Origin of the sequence: Corticimicrobacter populi (genome assembly GCF_003123725.1) — a bacterium.
Lineage (GTDB): Bacteria > Pseudomonadota > Gammaproteobacteria > Burkholderiales > Burkholderiaceae_B > Corticimicrobacter > Corticimicrobacter populi.
Genome location: NZ_QETA01000001.1, coordinates 897,174 through 912,555, shown reverse-complemented (window position 1 = coordinate 912,555; position 15,382 = coordinate 897,174). Strand labels below are relative to the sequence as shown.

Annotated in this window: 14 protein-coding genes and 1 pseudogene; 8 read left to right on the top strand and 7 right to left on the bottom strand. The window is 60.1% G+C overall.

Annotated elements, in window-relative coordinates; all coding sequences use genetic code 11:
* The first annotated feature begins 135 nt into the window (after positions 1-135).
* From DD235_RS04390 to DD235_RS04365, 6 genes are all read left to right on the top strand, one after another.
* Positions 136-912, top strand: a complete 777-nt coding sequence (locus tag DD235_RS04390) for a ferredoxin--NADP reductase (RefSeq protein ID WP_109060785.1) — start codon at positions 136-138, stop codon at positions 910-912.
* 82 nt (positions 913-994) lie between these two features.
* Positions 995-1,381: a Rid family detoxifying hydrolase gene (locus DD235_RS04385; protein WP_109060784.1), complete on the top strand. Its 387-nt coding sequence runs from the start codon at positions 995-997 to the stop codon at positions 1,379-1,381.
* 20 nt (positions 1,382-1,401) lie between these two features.
* Positions 1,402-3,510: an ATP-dependent DNA helicase RecG gene (gene recG / locus DD235_RS04380; protein ID WP_109061018.1), complete on the top strand. Its 2,109-nt coding sequence runs from the start codon at positions 1,402-1,404 to the stop codon at positions 3,508-3,510.
* A 5-nt stretch (positions 3,511-3,515) separates the two neighbouring features.
* Positions 3,516-4,487: a LysR substrate-binding domain-containing protein gene (locus DD235_RS04375; protein ID WP_109060783.1), complete on the top strand. Its 972-nt coding sequence runs from the start codon at positions 3,516-3,518 to the stop codon at positions 4,485-4,487.
* A 79-nt stretch (positions 4,488-4,566) separates the two neighbouring features.
* Positions 4,567-5,085, top strand: a complete 519-nt coding sequence (locus DD235_RS04370; protein ID WP_109060782.1) for a Dps family protein — start codon at positions 4,567-4,569, stop codon at positions 5,083-5,085.
* A gap of 23 nt (positions 5,086-5,108) precedes the next feature.
* On the top strand, positions 5,109-5,657 hold the full coding sequence (locus DD235_RS04365; protein ID WP_109060781.1) for a ClbS/DfsB family four-helix bundle protein: 549 nt from the start codon (positions 5,109-5,111) through the stop codon (positions 5,655-5,657).
* Here DD235_RS04365 and cysW read toward each other — a convergent pair.
* The 3 genes from cysW to cysP form a co-directional block, all read right to left on the bottom strand.
* The gene (gene cysW / locus DD235_RS04360; protein WP_204524185.1) at positions 5,630-6,454 is read right to left on the bottom strand and encodes a sulfate ABC transporter permease subunit CysW; all 825 of its coding nucleotides are present in this window, start codon (positions 6,452-6,454) and stop codon (positions 5,630-5,632) included. The two genes, DD235_RS04365 and cysW, sit on opposite strands and share 28 nt — an antisense overlap.
* Complete coding sequence (gene cysT, locus DD235_RS04355; RefSeq protein WP_109061016.1) at positions 6,451-7,293, bottom strand: sulfate ABC transporter permease subunit CysT; 843 nt, start codon at positions 7,291-7,293, stop codon at positions 6,451-6,453. Before cysT ends, cysW begins: the two co-directional genes overlap by 4 nt.
* Before the next feature lie 69 nt (positions 7,294-7,362).
* Positions 7,363-8,376 (bottom strand): thiosulfate ABC transporter substrate-binding protein CysP, encoded by a 1,014-nt coding sequence (cysP, locus tag DD235_RS04350; protein ID WP_109060780.1) that lies wholly within the window; start codon positions 8,374-8,376, stop codon positions 7,363-7,365.
* 182 nt (positions 8,377-8,558) lie between these two features.
* Between cysP and DD235_RS04345 the strand changes: the two genes are divergently transcribed.
* Positions 8,559-9,683 carry a high-affinity branched-chain amino acid ABC transporter substrate-binding protein gene (locus tag DD235_RS04345; protein WP_109060779.1) on the top strand — a complete coding sequence of 375 codons (1,125 nt, stop codon included), beginning with the start codon at positions 8,559-8,561 and terminating at the stop codon, positions 9,681-9,683.
* A 314-nt stretch (positions 9,684-9,997) separates the two neighbouring features.
* Here the strand turns inward: DD235_RS04345 and DD235_RS04340 are convergent.
* The 4 genes and pseudogenes from DD235_RS04340 to ugpB form a co-directional block, all read right to left on the bottom strand.
* Positions 9,998-11,104, bottom strand: a pseudogene (locus DD235_RS04340) (sn-glycerol-3-phosphate import ATP-binding protein UgpC); the annotation flags it as partial.
* A 15-nt stretch (positions 11,105-11,119) separates the two neighbouring features.
* The gene (ugpE, locus tag DD235_RS04335; RefSeq protein WP_109060777.1) at positions 11,120-11,968 is read right to left on the bottom strand and encodes a sn-glycerol-3-phosphate ABC transporter permease UgpE; all 849 of its coding nucleotides are present in this window, start codon (positions 11,966-11,968) and stop codon (positions 11,120-11,122) included.
* 2 nt (positions 11,969-11,970) lie between these two features.
* Positions 11,971-12,852, bottom strand: coding sequence for a sn-glycerol-3-phosphate ABC transporter permease UgpA (ugpA, locus tag DD235_RS04330; protein WP_109060776.1), 882 nt, complete (start codon positions 12,850-12,852; stop codon positions 11,971-11,973).
* Between the two features lie 135 nt (positions 12,853-12,987).
* Positions 12,988-14,313 carry a sn-glycerol-3-phosphate ABC transporter substrate-binding protein UgpB gene (ugpB, locus tag DD235_RS04325; RefSeq protein WP_109060775.1) on the bottom strand — a complete coding sequence of 442 codons (1,326 nt, stop codon included), beginning with the start codon at positions 14,311-14,313 and terminating at the stop codon, positions 12,988-12,990.
* A 194-nt stretch (positions 14,314-14,507) separates the two neighbouring features.
* On the opposite strand from ugpB, the gene ubiA reads away from it, so the two are divergent.
* Positions 14,508-15,380 carry a 4-hydroxybenzoate octaprenyltransferase gene (ubiA, locus tag DD235_RS04320; protein WP_109060774.1) on the top strand — a complete coding sequence of 291 codons (873 nt, stop codon included), beginning with the start codon at positions 14,508-14,510 and terminating at the stop codon, positions 15,378-15,380.
* Positions 15,381-15,382 lie beyond the last annotated feature (2 nt).

Below are 15,382 nucleotides of genomic sequence, written 5' to 3'. Positions count from 1 at the left end.
ACAGGCCACGGGAAGGGCTATAAAGAAGCGTACATAAGCTTATTTCCGCATAGGCGGAATAATTATTCTTCTCGGGACTACCGGGTAGAATAGGGGTGCACGCTATTCCCCTAACTTCTTACAAACATCAGATTCATGGCCGCCTTTAATACCGAACGCGTCTTGAGCGTTCACCACTGGAACGACACGCTCTTCACCTTCACCACGACTCGCGACCCGGCCCTGCGCTTTCACAACGGCCATTTCGTGATGATCGGTCTGGAAGTCAATGGCAAGCCGCTGATGCGTGCCTATAGTATCGCCAGCGCCAACTACGAGGAAAACCTCGAGTTCTTCAGCATCAAGGTGCCTGATGGCCCGCTGACCTCGCGACTGCAGCATCTGCAGGTCGGTGATGAGATCCTGGTCAGCAAGAAGCCCGTCGGCACGCTGGTGGTCGATGATCTCAAGCCCGGCAAGAATCTCTATCTGTTGGGCACGGGCACGGGCCTGGCCCCCTTCATGAGCATCATCAAGGACCCTGAGGTCTACGATCGTTTCGACAAGATCGTGCTGATTCATGGCGTGCGCTGGGTGAGTGAGCTGGCCTATGCCGATTTCATCGAAAAAGAACTGCCCAATAATGAGTTCTTTGGCGATGTCGTCCGCGAAAAGCTGATCTACTACCCCACGGTAACCCGCGAGGAGTTCCGCAATACCGGCCGAATCACGACCCTGATCGAAAGCGGCAAGCTGGCGCAGGATATCGGCCTGCCGCAACTGAACCCCGAACATGATCGTGTCATGCTGTGCGGCAGCCCGCAGATGCTGAACGACCTGTGCGCCATGCTCGACGGCAACGGTTTCGTGGTGTCACCCGGGGTCGGTCAACCGGGTGACTATGTCATCGAGCGCGCCTTCGTCGAGAAATAAAAAGTCGGCCCGCTGCCGGGAAGGCTGTTAAAAATGACTATTGCATATTAAACTGCAATAGTCATTTATTAATGGAGCTGTCATGAGCAAGAAAATCATCCAGACCAATGCCGCCCCGGCCGCTGTCGGCCCTTACTCCCAGGCCGTCGAGGCCCCCGCAGGCCGTACGGTCTACCTGTCCGGCCAGATCGGGCTTGAGCCCGAGACCGGCGAACTGGTGGCCGAGAATTTCGAGGCCCAGGTACGCCAGGCATTTGCCAACATGCAGGCCGTGATCGAAGCGGCAGGCGGTACGCTCGAGAACATCGTCAAGCTGACCCTGTTCCTGACGGATCTGGAGCGCTTTGCGGCAGCCAACGCCATCATGTCGGAATTGATTCCGCAGCCATACCCGGCCCGCTCCACGGTAGGTGTCGTCAGCCTGCCCAAGGGTGCCCAGTTCGAAGTAGAAGCCATCATTGTCCTCTGATGGAGCAAGGCTGTGCCGACATGCCCGTGGCGAAGGGAGGGGCGCATGCTGTCCGTCCCGCTGCGCGACAGCGGCGGCACGGTGCACCTGATGAAAAATCCGCAACGGGTCGCCTGTTTCGCAAGCTCGGACTGGACGAACCGATGGATTTCGTCCTGCATTTTCCTCTGCGCTATGAGGACGAGACCCGTGTCGTGCCTGTCCGCGCAGTGCGTCCGGGCAGTTCGGTGCAGGTTGAGGGCGAGATACTCAGCCACGAAGTCAGCTATCGACCTCGTAAACAGCTAAAAGCCGTACTGAGCGATGGCGATGCGGAAATCACGCTGCGCTGGCTCAATTTCTATCCCAGCCAGGTCAAACAGGTCGAACCCGGCATGCGTGTCCGTGCGCTGGGCGAAGTGCGTGGCGGCCTGTGGGGCTGCGAAATGGTGCATCCCCGTATCCGGCGCAGTGATGCCCCTCTGCCCGAAGCACTGACTCCGGTCTACCCGACCACATCGGGCCTGTCACAGCCGGTTCTGCGCCAGGCGGTGCTGCATGCACTGGCCCAGGCAGACCTGAGCGATCCCTTGCCAGAAAGGGTACGTGAGCGCTATGGGTTGATGCCGTTTGGTGATGCTGTCCATCAACTCCATGCCCCCGGCCCTGGGGACACAGGCGACGGCATGGAATCCCAGACCCATCCAGCCTGGCTGCGCGTCAAGTTCGATGAGCTGCTTGCTCAGCAACTGTCCATGGCCGAGGCACGCGCCCTCAGGCAACACCAGCGCGCCTGGCCTCTGATTGTGGCTCAGGATGCCGACACGCTCCCGACCCGTTTGCTGTCCAGCCTGCCTTTTGCCCTGACGGCCGCCCAGCAGAGGGTCGTCGCGGACATCTGCCATGATATGGCCCGCGCCCATCCCATGCATCGTCTGTTGCAAGGTGACGTCGGCAGCGGCAAGACCGTCGTGGCGGCACTGGCAGCAGTCCAGGCGATTGCCGCAGGTGCCCAGGTAGCGCTCATGGCCCCGACCGAAATCCTGGCCGAGCAGCATTATCTCAAGCTAGACAGCTGGCTGGCACCGCTGGGCATTACAACCGTGCTGCTCAATGGCCGTCTCGGCCAGAAAGCGCGCCGCCTTGCCCAGGCCGCCATCGAGTCCGGCGAGGCTGCGCTGGTGATCGGTACACAGGCGCTCATCCAGGACAAGGTGTCTTTCAATCGCCTGGGGCTGGTGATCGTGGATGAACAGCATCGTTTCGGCGTGGGGCAGCGTCTTGCGCTCGGACGCAAGGGTGAACAGCCTCCCGATGAGGGAGCCATGCTGCCGCATCAGTTGATGATGAGTGCTACGCCGATCCCGCGCACGCTTGCCATGACCTATTTCTCGGATCTCGATGTGTCTGTCATCGATGAGTTGCCGCCCGGGCGTACGCCGGTCAAGACCAAACTGATCGCCGAGCATCGTCGCGGCGAACTGGCCGAATACCTGGCCGATGCCGTGCGTGCAGGTCGGCAGGCCTACTGGGTCTGCCCGCTAGTCGAAGAAAGCGAGGCACTCGATCTGCAGAATGCCGTTGATACCCATGCCGGCCTGCAGGTGCTGTTGCCGGGATTGCGCATCGGCCTGGTCCATGGCCGTCTGCCCCAGGCCGAGAAAAGCGCCATCATGGATGCATTCCGGGCCGGGGAGATGGATATCCTGGTATCCACCACCGTGATCGAGGTGGGTGTGGACGTGCCCAATGCCAGCACCATGGTGATCGAGCACGCCGAACGGTTCGGACTGGCACAACTGCATCAGTTGCGTGGACGCGTCGGTCGTGGCAGTGCAGCTTCGATCTGTGTGCTGCTGTACCAGGCACCGCTGTCGCAAGTGGCGCGCCAGCGTTTGCGCGCCATGTTCGAGACGGAAGATGGTTTTGAAATTGCCCGCAGGGATCTGGAACTGCGGGGGCCGGGCGAATTTTTGGGCGTCCGGCAGTCGGGTGTGGCATTGCTGCGTTTTGCCGATCTGCAGGCAGATGCAGAACTGGCCGAACAGGCTCGTGATGCCGCATCCTATCTGAGGCAGGCCTGTCCAGAGGCCGCACGGGCTCACCTGCAGCGCTGGCTGCGCGGCAGGGAAGACTATTTGAGGACTTGAAGAAAATGACTCTGACCGAATTGAAATACATCGTGGCGGTCGCCAGGGAACGACATTTCGGCCGTGCAGCCGAAGCCTGTTTCGTCAGCCAGCCGACCCTGTCGGTCGCCATCCGCAAGCTGGAAGACGAGCTTGAGGTCACGCTGTTCGAGCGAGGCGGCAGCGAGGTTTCTGTCACGCCTATCGGCGAGCGCATCGTGGCCCAGGCCCAGAAGGTGCTGGAGGAAAGCGCCAACCTGCGGGAAATTGCCCGCCAGGGCCATGATCCCCTGATCGGGCCGCTGCGTGTCGGGGTGATCCATACCATCGGTCCGTACCTGCTGCCCAGGCTGGTGCCAGAACAGATCCGCCGCACGCCGACGATGCCGCTGATCCTGCAGGAAAACTTTACCTCCAAGCTGATCGAGTTGCTGCGCCAGGGAGAACTCGATTGCGCCATCATGGCACTGCCGCTTCCCGAAGCCGGACTCACCGTGCGACCGCTATACGATGAACCGTTCACGGTGGCCGTGCCATGTGGGCACCCCTGGTCGGAGCGCAACAGCATCGGAGCCGACGAACTGAAAGACGAGACGATGCTGCTGCTGGGCAATGGCCACTGCTTCCGCGATCAGGTGCTTGAGGTCTGCCCCGAACTCTCTGGCTACTCGGCCAGCAGCGATGGTATCCAGCGTACCTTCGAGGGTTCGTCTCTCGAGACGATCCGGCATATGGTCGCGGCCGGTATCGGCGTGACCGTGTTGCCAGCCTCTTCGATGAGCCTGCCGCACAGCGGGCCGGAATTGCTCAGCTATATTCCGTTCGAGCAACCTGTACCGGAGCGCCGCGTCGTCCTGGCCTGGCGCAAAAGTTTTCCGCGGCTCGCGGCTATTCAGACACTGGCGGACTCCGTGCTGGCCTGCGGCCTGCCGGGCGTCAGCATGGTTGCTGAAATCGAGCATGCATCACCACAGGCTGCTGCGGCAGTAGTATCCTAACGCCAACGCGGCACAAGATGCCGCACTACCAAATCCGGGCAGCAGCGCTGCCCGTTTTGAACCATACAGGAGCATGTCCATGGCCAAAGCATCCAAATCCACTCCCAAGCGTGCTGCCGCGACGGCCTCGGTAAGGATCGATATCGGGATCTCCGACAAGGATCGTGCCGCTATCGCCCAGGAACTGTCCAAGCTGCTGGCGGATTCATATACGCTGTATCTGATGACCCATAACTTCCACTGGAATGTGACCGGTCCCCTGTTCAATACCCTGCATACCATGTTCATGGAGCAATACACCGAGCAGTGGAACGCACTCGATGAAATTGCCGAACGTATTCGTGCCCTGGGTCACTATGCCCCCGGCACCTACCGCGAATACAGCAAACTGAGTTCGATTGAGGAGCCCGAATCGGTCCCTGAGGCACTGGACATGATCCGTCTGCTGGTCAAGGGCAATGAGTCGGTCGCCAAGACCGCCCGTGCAGCCTTCAAGCATGTCGACGAAGCCAACGACCAGCCCAGCGCCGACTTGCTCACGCGCCGCCTCGACATACACGAGAAGAACGCCTGGATGCTGCGCAGCCTGCTGCAGTAATCCAAAGACCAGGGGTAAAGGTCGTGGCCATACCGCAAAACAGGCAAGAGTTGCTGGATGCGATCCGCACGACCTACCGGAAGCTGGCAACTGATCTTGCCAGCATTCCGCCCGAGTGTGCCCGTGTTGCCACCATGGAGGGGCATGCACGGGGCACCTGCATGAGCGTGGCCGATCTCGTTGCATACCTGATCGGCTGGAACCTGCTGGTACTGAAATGGTGCAATGCCAAGTCCAGTGGACAGCCGGTGGATTTTCCCGAGACCGGCTACAAGTGGAATGAGCTGGGACGCCTGGCGCAGAAATTCTATGCTGATCAGGCGAATGTCGCCTATCCCGAATTGCTGCAGCAGTTCGAGCAGGTACATGGTCGCATCCTGTCGCTGGTCGAGGCGGAAAGCGATGCGGCTCTTTATGGCACACCCTGGTATGAAAAATATACCCTGGGTCGGATGATCCAGTTCAATACCGCATCGCCGTATGCCAACGCACGTGGCCGGCTGCGCAAGTGGAAGAAGGCTGCGTATCGGCTGACGCCCGATGATCAACCAGCCCGTGTCCTGGCCTCCTGACGCCATTCCATCCCGGTTTTGACCATCAGCGTCAGCAGGGCGATGGATGTCAGCAGTGCGGCCGCCGTAAAGGCTGCAACGGCCTTGTTGTCATCGTTGAGCTGCTCGATCAGCAGGGGCAGCGTCAGGGTCTTGCCGCGGATGGCTCCGGACACTACCGATACCGCGCCGAACTCGCCCACGGCGCGGGCATTGGTGATCGCCACACCATAGAGCAGCGCCCACTTGATCTTGGGCAGCGTGACCCGGCTGAAGATCTGCCAGCCGCTGGCACCGAGCGTCAGAGCGGCATGTTCCTCATCCGAGCCCTGCGACTGCATCAGCGGTATCAATATGCGTGCCACGAAAGGTGATGTCACGAAAATCGTCACCATGACGATGCCCGGCCAGGCGAACATGAGCTGGATGTCGTGACGGTAGAGCCAGCCGCCGAAAGTGCTCTCCATGCCATAGACCACCAGATAGCACAGGCCGGCCACGACCGGCGAGGTCGCGTAAGGAATGTCGATCAGCGTCATCAGCAGGCGACGGCCCCGAAAGTCGTAATTTGTCACGCACCAGGCCAGCAGGATACCGAAGACGACATTGATCGGAATGGTAATGACGGCAGCCAGCAGCGTCAGGCCGATGGCATGGCGCATGTCGCCGTCGAGCACGTTGTCGACAAATGCCGCCCAGCCCGCGCTGAACGCCTTGACGAAAATGAGGGTCAGGGGCAGGATCAGCAACAGACCCGCCACGCTCACCCCGAGGGCGATCAGCGTCCATTGCTGCCAGGTGCGGGGTTTGCGCATCATGACTGTTTTCCTTTCTGCCAGGGCAGGATCCAGCCCTGCAGCCATTGCAGACCAAACAGCAGCAGCAGCGAGGCCGCGAGTACCACTGAGGCAATGGCGGCAGCCATGCCGTACTCGTATTCGGCCAGCCTGAAGAAAATCATCAGCGAGGTCACTTCTGTCTTGAAGGGAATGTTGCCGGCGATCATGACAACTGCGCCGAACTCTCCGAGACTGCGGATAAAGGCTTGCGACATCCCGGTCATGAGTGCGGGCGTCAGTGCTGGCAGGATGACCCGGAAAAACACCTGTGCATGCCCCGCACCGAGTGATTGGGCCGCCTCCTCGTATTCGGTACCGATATCGGCCAGCACGGGCTGGATCGAGCGTACGATGAAAGGCAGGCTGGTGAAGATCATGGCGATCACCAGGCCCGGATAGGCATAGGCAATCTTGATGCCGTAGGGTGCGAACCACTGGCCCAACCAGCCATTGGGCGACAGCAGCACGGCCAGCGTCAGGCCGGCCACCGCCGTGGGCAGGGCAAAGGGTAGATCAATCAGGGCATCGAGCAGGCGCCGCCCGGGAAAATCGTAGCGCACCAGTATCCAGGCCAGCAGCATGCCGACCAGGGTGACGAAGACCGTGGACCAGAATGCGCTGGAAATGGTGACCCGGTAGCTGGCCAGCACACGGGCGTCGGTGACGGCGCGCCAGTACTGATTCCAGCTCATATCGCTGACATAGACCAGCAACGCCGACAGCGGCAGCAGGATGACCAGCGAGATGAACAGGGTGCTGACACCGAAACTCAGTCCGAAGCCGGGCAGGGTAGGGTGGCGCAGAAAAAAGCGGGGCATGAAATATGCAACGCCTGATGCAGCGGTCAAGCGCATCAGGCGATCCTTACGGTGAAGAAGACCGGTAGTTTACTTCTTGCCGGCAGCCAGCAGTTGGTCGAGCTGGGCGTTCGAGGCGAAATGCGTTTCGGTGATCTTGTCCCAGGAGCCGATCAGCTCCTGCGGATTGAGCAGGCGAATTTCGGGAAAGCGGTCGGCATTGGCCTTGAGGGCCTCGGCATCATGCACACGGTAGTTGAAACCGGCCAGCAGGGCCTGGATTTCGGGCGTGTACTGATACTGGAGGTATTCGGTGGCCAGCTCGCGCGTGCCTTTCTCGTCGACGACCTTGTCCACCACGGCAACCGGGAATTCGGCCAGCACGCTGACCGGGGGCACCACGACCTCGAACTCCTCGGCCTTGAACTCATCGCTGTTGGCGATATTGTTGACTTCGGATTCGAACGTCAGCAGCACGTCACCCTGATTGTTCTGGGCAAAGGCGACGGTCGCGCCGCGGCCCCCGGTAGGGAAGCTTTCGACGTTGGACAGAAGCTTGCCGACGAATTCCTGGGTCTTGGCCTCGTCACCATTGAACTTCTCGTTGGCATAGAGCCAGGCACCCAGGTAGCTGTAGCGTGCATTGCCCGAAGTCTTGGGGTTGGGGAATACGAGGCTCACATCATCGCGAACCAGATCGTCCCAGTTCTTGATGTTCTTGGGGTTGCCCTTGCGCACCAGGAATGCGATGGTGCTGTAGTAGGGCGAACTGTTGTTGGGCAGGGCCTGTTGCCAGTCGGCACGAATCAGGCCGTTCTTGGCCAGCACATCGACATCGGGTACCTGATTGAAGGTAACCACATCTGCCTTGAGACCCTGCAGGATCGCACGGGCCTGACGTGAGCTGCCGGCGAAGGACTGGTCGATCTTCAGATCCTGGCCGGTCTTTTCTTTCCAGTGCGCCTCGAACTTGGGATTGATTTCGGCAAACAGTTCACGGGCGATATCGTAGGACGTGTTGAGCAGCGTGGTCTGTTGTGCGGTTGCGACCTGACCGCCAAGCGCGGCGGCCACGAGCGAGACGCCGATGAGTTTCTTGATCATGTTTCGTTCCCTGGGTATGAAGAGGCGTCTTTTCAGACATTGGCGTTATATTGCCTGCGCTTTTCGATGACCAGAAATAATATATGATGATTTCTATATTTCAATTTGAAATATAGATTGCCAGCCCGGCAAGTCTGGTAAATTGTGTCGTTTGCAATCCAGTCATTTCAGGAGACATCGCCATGACCTTCTCGTTCCGTCGCCTGCCCATCGCGGCAGCCATTTTGGCCGCAGGCCTGTCCGCCGCATCGGTGCAGGCCGCCGAAAACATCAAGTTCGCTGTGGTCGGTCCGACCACAGGGCCTGTCACCCAGTATGGCGACATGGTGCGGGAAGGGGTGCTTACCGCTGTCGAAGTCATCAATGCCGGTGGTGGCATCAACGGCAGCCAGATCGAACTGGTCACCATCGATGATGGCTGCGAACCCAAGCAAGGCCCGGTGGCGGCCAACCGCGTGGTCAACGATGGCATCGGTTTCGTGATCGGTCACGTGTGCTCGGGCGCAACCATCGCCGCTGCTGATGTCTACGATGGCGAAGGCGTGGTCATGGTCACCCCCTCGGCCACGGCACCTGCCCTGACCGATGGCAAGAACTACGAGTTCATCTTCCGCACCACGGGCCGCGACGACCAGCAGGGCCCGGCTGCCGCCCGCTTCATCATCGACAAGATCAAGCCCGCCAAGGTTGCCGTGCTGCACGACAAGCAGTCCTACGGCCAGGGCATCGCTGCTGCCGTACGCCAGGACCTGCTGGCCGGCGGCGTCGAGGTCAGCATGTTCGAAGGCATCAATGCCGGCGATACGGATTACTCTGCCGTGATCACCAAGATTCGCGGTTCAGGTGCCGATTTCGTCTACTACGGTGGCTACCATCCCGAACTGGGCCTGCTGATGCGCCAGGCTGCCGAGCAAGGCCTCAAGGCTCGTTTCATGGGGCCGGAAGGCGCGGGCAATCCTGATATCAATGCCATCGCCGGCGATGCCGTCGAAGGCATGCTGCTGACCCTGCCCAGCGATTTCGCCAGCAATCCTCGCAACGCCGATATCGTCAAGGCCTTCGAGGCCAAGCAGCGCAATGCCGCCGGTGCCTTCCAGATGACCGCCTACACGGCGACCCAGGTCATCGCCGACGCCATCAAGGGTGCCAACAGCACGGATCCCGCCAAGGTGGCCGAGTACCTGCACGCCAACAGCTTCGACACGCCCATCGGCACGGTGTCCTGGAACAAGCAGGGCGACCTGAACGAATTCGACTTCCAGGTCTTCGTCTGGCACAAGGACGGCAGCCAGAGCGCCTTCGAATAAGCAAGCGCAAAAAATGGCCAGGGACCCTTTGGGTCTGGCCAGACAGCGAAGCGCTGCCGTTCTATCAGGCAGGAAAAAGGGCTGGCAATATGCCAGCCCTTTTCATGTCAGAGACCTACTGCGGTTTGCGTTGGGCAGGCTAACGGTCGCCGCCTGATGCATCTAGCTGGTCAGTTACCTGCGGCAGGCGTCTGAATTGTGCTGGTGCGGTTGCTTGCGTTACTGTACCTGTCGGTATTCTCACTGTCGGTAAGATTGTCATCCGGCCCGTCTGCCGCCTCTTCATCCTCGCCTTCTTGTTCTGTATTGTCAGGCAGGCGCTTGCCGGTCTGCTGGTTGAACCAGTGCAGCGGCCGCTCCGCATCGAGCTTGAGTCGCAGCCAGGCTCCGATTTCGATCGGCTCACCATCGACCAGATCATCGGGCCGGCGCAAGACTACGGCAGTCTGTCCGAGCCGGCCATGGATCAGGCATTCGGCACCCAGGGATTCGACCATTTCAACGCAGATCCACATGCCTTCCTCTGGATGGCTGGGACTGTCCACTGGCAGCATATTGCTGATGCGCAGGTCTTCCGGGCGGACACCCAGGATGCAATCCTGGCGGATCGCCGCATAGGGGACCTGAATCTGGCGTGCCGACATCCAGTTGCCGCCGGGCAGGGCAATATCGTGGTGGCTGTCGATATGGACCTTGATCAGGTTCATTGGCGGTGAACCGATGAACGAGGCGACGAAGGTGGATGCGGGGTGGTCATACACTTCACGAGGTGTACCGATCTGTTCGACCGCGCCCTGATTCATGATCACCATGCGATGCGCCAATGTCATGGCTTCGACCTGGTCGTGCGTGACGTACAGGCTGGTTGTCTTGAGGCGGCGATGCAGCTTCTGGATTTCCAGGCGCATCTGTACGCGCAACTTGGCATCGAGATTGGACAGGGGTTCATCGAACAGGAAAGCCTTGGGGTGACGCACGATGGCGCGCCCCATGGCGACGCGCTGGCGTTGGCCACCCGAGAGCTGGCGGGGCTTGCGCTGCAGCAGCTTCTCGAGTTCGAGAATGCGGGCAGCCTCTTCGACGCGGGCCTGGATGTCTTTCTTGTCGTGGCCCCGGATCTTGAGGCCATAGGCCATGTTCTCGTACACCGTCATGTGCGGGTAGAGTGCGTAGTTCTGGAAGACCATGGCGATATCGCGCTCGGCCGGCTCCAGTTCGTTGACGACTTTGCCGTCGATGGCGATCTTGCCCGCACTGACGGTTTCCAGCCCGGCCATCATGCGCAGCAGGGTGGACTTGCCGCATCCAGAAGGGCCGACGATGACGATGAATTCACCATCCTCGACCTCCAGATCCAGCCCTTCGATGATGGTCGCGCCAGGATATTCCTTGCGCACCTGCCTGAAAGAAAGATGAGCCATTGATGCCTTTGCCTCTTATTTTTCCGTATCGATCAAGCCCTTGACGAACCAGCGCTGCATCAGCAGCACGACCAGCGCGGGGGGCAGCATGGCCAGGATGGCCGTGGCCATGACCAGGTTCCATTCGGTGGCGGCGTCGCCGCCTGCAATCATCCGTTTGATGCCGATGACCACCGGATACATGTCTTCGCTGGTCGTGGTGATCAGCGGCCATAGATACTGGTTCCAGCCGTAGATGAACTGGATCACGAACAGGGCGGCAATGCTGGTGCGTGACAGCGGTAGCAGGATGTCCCTGAAAAAACGCATGGGGCCGGCCCCATCCATTCGGGCAGCCTCCACCAGTTCGTCGGGCACGGTCAGGAAAAATTGCCGGAACAGGAAGGTGGCCGTGGCCGATGCGATCAGCGGGATAGTCAGCCCGGCATAACTGTTGAGCATGCCCAGGTCGGCCACCACCTGGTAGGTCGGTGCGATGCGGACCTCTACCGGCAGCATCAGGGTGACGAAGATCATCCAGAAAAAGAAATGCCGGCCTGGAAAGCGGAAATAGACGATGGCAAAGGCCGACAGCAGGGAGATGGCGATCTTGCCGACGGCAATGACCATGGCCATGACCAGGCTGACCCACATCATGCGGCCTACTGGCGCTGACGAGCCGACCGTGGAGCCACCGGAGAGTGCCTGCAGGTAGTTTTCGACCATGTGCGTGCCGGGCCAGAGCGACAGCGGCACTTGGCGCACCTGTTCCAGCGATTGGGTCGAGGCCACGAAGGCGACATACAGCGGGAAGGCCACGACCACCACGCCGAGAATCAGGATAAGGTGGGACAGGCGATCTAGCCAGGGGCGACGTTCTACCATCATCAGTAGTTCACCTTGCGATCGATATAGCGGAACTGCACGACGGTCAGAGCGATCACGATACCCATCAGAATCACCGACTGTGCAGCCGATGAGCCGAGATCCAGGCCCAGGAATCCGTCGCGATAGACCTTGTAGACAAGAATCGAGGTATCACGCCCCGGCCCTCCCTGGGTGGCCGCATCGATGATGGCGAACGTGTCGAAGAACGCATAGATGACGTTGATGACCAGCAGGAAGAAAGTGGTGGGGGACAGCAGCGGGAACACGATATTCCAGAAACGGCGCGAGGGCGATGCGCCATCGATGGCGGCCGCTTCGATCAGCGAGCGCGGAATGGCCTGCAGGCCCGCCAGAAAGAACAGGAAGTTATAGGAAACCTGCTTCCAGACAGCGGCAATAATGACGAGCGTCAGCGCGTCCTGCCCATTGAGCAAGGGATTCCAGCCTATGCCCAGGCGCTGCAGGCCGACGGCCAGGATGCCCATGCCCGGCGAAAACATGAATACCCAAAGGACAGCGGCCACGGCAGGTGCCACGGCATAGGGCCAGATCAGCAGGGTCTTGTAGGTGGAGGCGGCACGGATGACACGATTGGCGAATACTGCGAGCAACAGTGAAATTGCCAGTCCGAAAAAGGCTACCAATACCGAGAAAATGGCAGTGACATGGAAGGACTGCCGGTATTCCTGGCTGTCCAGCAAGACCTTGAAATTATCGAACCATACAAATTCGGCCCCCATGCCGAAGACGTCTTGCTCCAGCATGGATTGCCACAGGGCCTGCGCAGCCGGCCAGAAAAAGAACACCAGCGTGACGGCGACCTGGGGTGCCAACAGCAAGTAGGGCAGGGTGCGCGAACGGAAATAGACGCGTTTTTCCATGCAGACAGAGACAATGAGAATGGTTCGGGCGCAAGGATACCATCGTTAGCCAACCGAGGTGCGGCAGACCCCGGTCAGGTTGTGGATGGAAGTAACAGGCCGGGTGCGTTTCTGGAAACGGCACCCGGTGCATCATCAGCGCCCGGCGCTGCGCTCGAAACGGCTCAGCACTTCGTTGCCGCGTTCGACAGCGCGGGTCAGCCCCTGGCGGGCGTCCTGCTTGCCGGCCCAGATCAGTTCGAACTCTTCCTCGATGATGTCACGGATCTGCGGCAGGTTGCCCAGGCGTACACCACGCGATTTGTCGGTGGTCTTGACGATCATCTGCTCGACCGATACGTCGGCCCCCGGATGGCTGTCGTAGAAGCCCGACGTCTTGGTCTGCTCGTAGGCGGCTGTCGTGATGGGCAGGTAGCCTGTCTGCTGGTGCCAGCGCGCCTGTACGTCGGTACCCGAGAGGAACTCGAGGAAGGCAGCAACGGCCTTGTATTCATCGTCAGGCTTGCCGTTGAATACCCAGAGCGAGGCACCACCGATGATCGTATTCTGCGGGGCACCCGCCACATCGTCGTAGTAGGGCAGTGTGGAAATGCCGACGTCGAACTGGGCGTTGGCACCGATGTTGGCCTGCGCCGAACTCGATGCCGTGCTCATGGCACACTGGCCACTGTAAAACACTGAATCACCCAGGTTGCCGCGGCCGCCGTAACCGAACAGGCCTTCCTTGCTCAGGCGGGCCAGATTGTCGATATGTCGCACATGCAGGTCCGAATCGATGGCCAGACGCGCATCCAGACCGTCGAAGCCATTGTTGCGGGTCGCGAACTCGGTATTGTGCCAGGCCGAAAATGTTTCTGCCTGAACCCAGGAAGGCCAACTGGTCGTAAAACCGCAGGGGGCTGCGCCCGACTCGACGATCTTGCGAGCCGCATCCTCGACCTGCGCCCAGGTCTTGGGCGGTTGCTCGGGATCCAGCCCGGCACGCTTGAAGGCATCCTTGTTGTAGTAGAAAACCGGCGTCGAGCTGTTGAACGGGAATGACATCATGCGGCCATCGGGGGCCGTGTAGTAGCCGGCAACGGCAGGAATGTACCGGGACGTATCGAAGTCCTGTCCTGCCTCTACCATCAGTTCGCTGACCGGCTTGACTGCGCCACGGGCATGCATCATGGTCGCCGTGCCGACTTCGAAGACCTGCAGGATATGCGGTGCATTGCCGGCTCGGAAGGCGGCAATGCCGGCGTTGAGTGCTTCGCCGTAGGCCCCCTTGTAGGTCGGGTTGACCTTGTATTCGGATTGCGAAGCGTTGAATTCGTCGGTCAATTCATTCAGACGCGTATTGAGCGCGCCTGTCATGGAGTGCCAGAATTCGACTTCGGTGGCGGCCTGGGCCGCGCCGGCTACCGCCAGCCCCAGCGAAGCGGCGAGGGTGGTGGTCAGCAGGGATGTACGAATGGACATGGGATCAGTCTCCTTTTTTTGCGAGGTCGTCTCGAATGCCGCGCCGGATCGCGGACGGCAGGCGATGATTGTATGAATGATATATGACAGTCGTTCGATAGGGGACAATGACGCAGCGGTATGCTGTTTTGCCAGGACGGAAATGGATACGTTACAGTGTGGCCTTGTCCGTCTCAGCCTTGCCATATCCCACCATGAGTTCTGCTGCCTTTCTACAGGCCCGCCTGCCGCTCTATATCAGGCTGGTGCGCCTGGACAAGCCCATTGGCATTCTGTTGCTGCTCTGGCCGACGCTGTGGGCGCTGTGGGCCGCGTCAGGCGGTTGGCCGCAATGGCACCTGATCATTATCTTCAGTCTGGGCACAGCGCTGATGCGTTCGGCCGGCTGCGCCATGAATGATTATTTCGACCGCGACTTCGACCTGCATGTCGATCGTACCCAGAACCGGGTACTGACGACAGGTCAGATCCGTCCCGTCGAGGCGCTTTGGGTGGCTGCGGCGCTGGCACTTGCTTCGCTGCTGCTGATCCTGCCGCTCAACGGCCTGGTCTGGCTGCTGTCGCTGGCAGCCGCCTTCCTGGCCGTGACCTATCCGCTGATGAAGCGTTTTTTCGCCATTCCCCAGGCCTACCTCGGTATTGCCTTTGGCTTTGGCATTCCGATGGGATTCGCCGCTGTGCAATACGAGGTACCCGCCGTTGCCTGGCTGATGTTGCTGGCCAATGTGGCCTGGTCGGTGGCCTACGATACCGAATATGCGCTGGTCGATATCCAGGACGATCTCAAACTGGGTCTCAAGACCTCGGCCATTACTTTTGGCCGCTACGATCTTGTCATGATCGGCCTGTGCTATGCCATCACGCTGGGTCTGCTGGCGATCTGCGGGGGCATGCTGGGCTATGGCCTGGCCTATGGCTGTGGCCTGCTGGTAGCAGCCGGACTTGCCGTGCGCCATCTTTACTGGATTCGGCATCGCGAACGCAGTGCCTGCTTTCGTGCCTTTCTCAACAATACCTGGTTCGGTTGCGTCATTTTCCTGGGCATCCTGGCCGAAACTTCCTTCTGAGC

Excerpts from the sequence above, each read along its gene's own strand:
- cysW (WP_204524185.1), bottom strand. The coding sequence starts at position 6,454 with ATGATGCGCAAACCCCGCACCTGGCAGCAATGGACGCTGATCGCCCTC.
- ubiA (WP_109060774.1), top strand. The coding sequence starts at position 14,508 with ATGAGTTCTGCTGCCTTTCTACAGGCCCGCCTGCCGCTCTATATCAGG.
- recG (WP_109061018.1), top strand. The coding sequence starts at position 1,402 with ATGCCCGTGGCGAAGGGAGGGGCGCATGCTGTCCGTCCCGCTGCGCGA.
- ugpA (WP_109060776.1), bottom strand. The coding sequence starts at position 12,852 with ATGGAAAAACGCGTCTATTTCCGTTCGCGCACCCTGCCCTACTTGCTG.
- DD235_RS04390 (WP_109060785.1), top strand. The coding sequence starts at position 136 with ATGGCCGCCTTTAATACCGAACGCGTCTTGAGCGTTCACCACTGGAAC.
- cysP (WP_109060780.1), bottom strand. The coding sequence starts at position 8,376 with ATGATCAAGAAACTCATCGGCGTCTCGCTCGTGGCCGCCGCGCTTGGC.
- DD235_RS04375 (WP_109060783.1), top strand. The coding sequence starts at position 3,516 with ATGACTCTGACCGAATTGAAATACATCGTGGCGGTCGCCAGGGAACGA.
- ugpE (WP_109060777.1), bottom strand. The coding sequence starts at position 11,968 with ATGGTAGAACGTCGCCCCTGGCTAGATCGCCTGTCCCACCTTATCCTG.
- DD235_RS04345 (WP_109060779.1), top strand. The coding sequence starts at position 8,559 with ATGACCTTCTCGTTCCGTCGCCTGCCCATCGCGGCAGCCATTTTGGCC.
- DD235_RS04370 (WP_109060782.1), top strand. The coding sequence starts at position 4,567 with ATGGCCAAAGCATCCAAATCCACTCCCAAGCGTGCTGCCGCGACGGCC.
- ugpB (WP_109060775.1), bottom strand. The coding sequence starts at position 14,313 with ATGTCCATTCGTACATCCCTGCTGACCACCACCCTCGCCGCTTCGCTG.
- DD235_RS04385 (WP_109060784.1), top strand. The coding sequence starts at position 995 with ATGAGCAAGAAAATCATCCAGACCAATGCCGCCCCGGCCGCTGTCGGC.
- cysT (WP_109061016.1), bottom strand. The coding sequence starts at position 7,293 with ATGCCCCGCTTTTTTCTGCGCCACCCTACCCTGCCCGGCTTCGGACTG.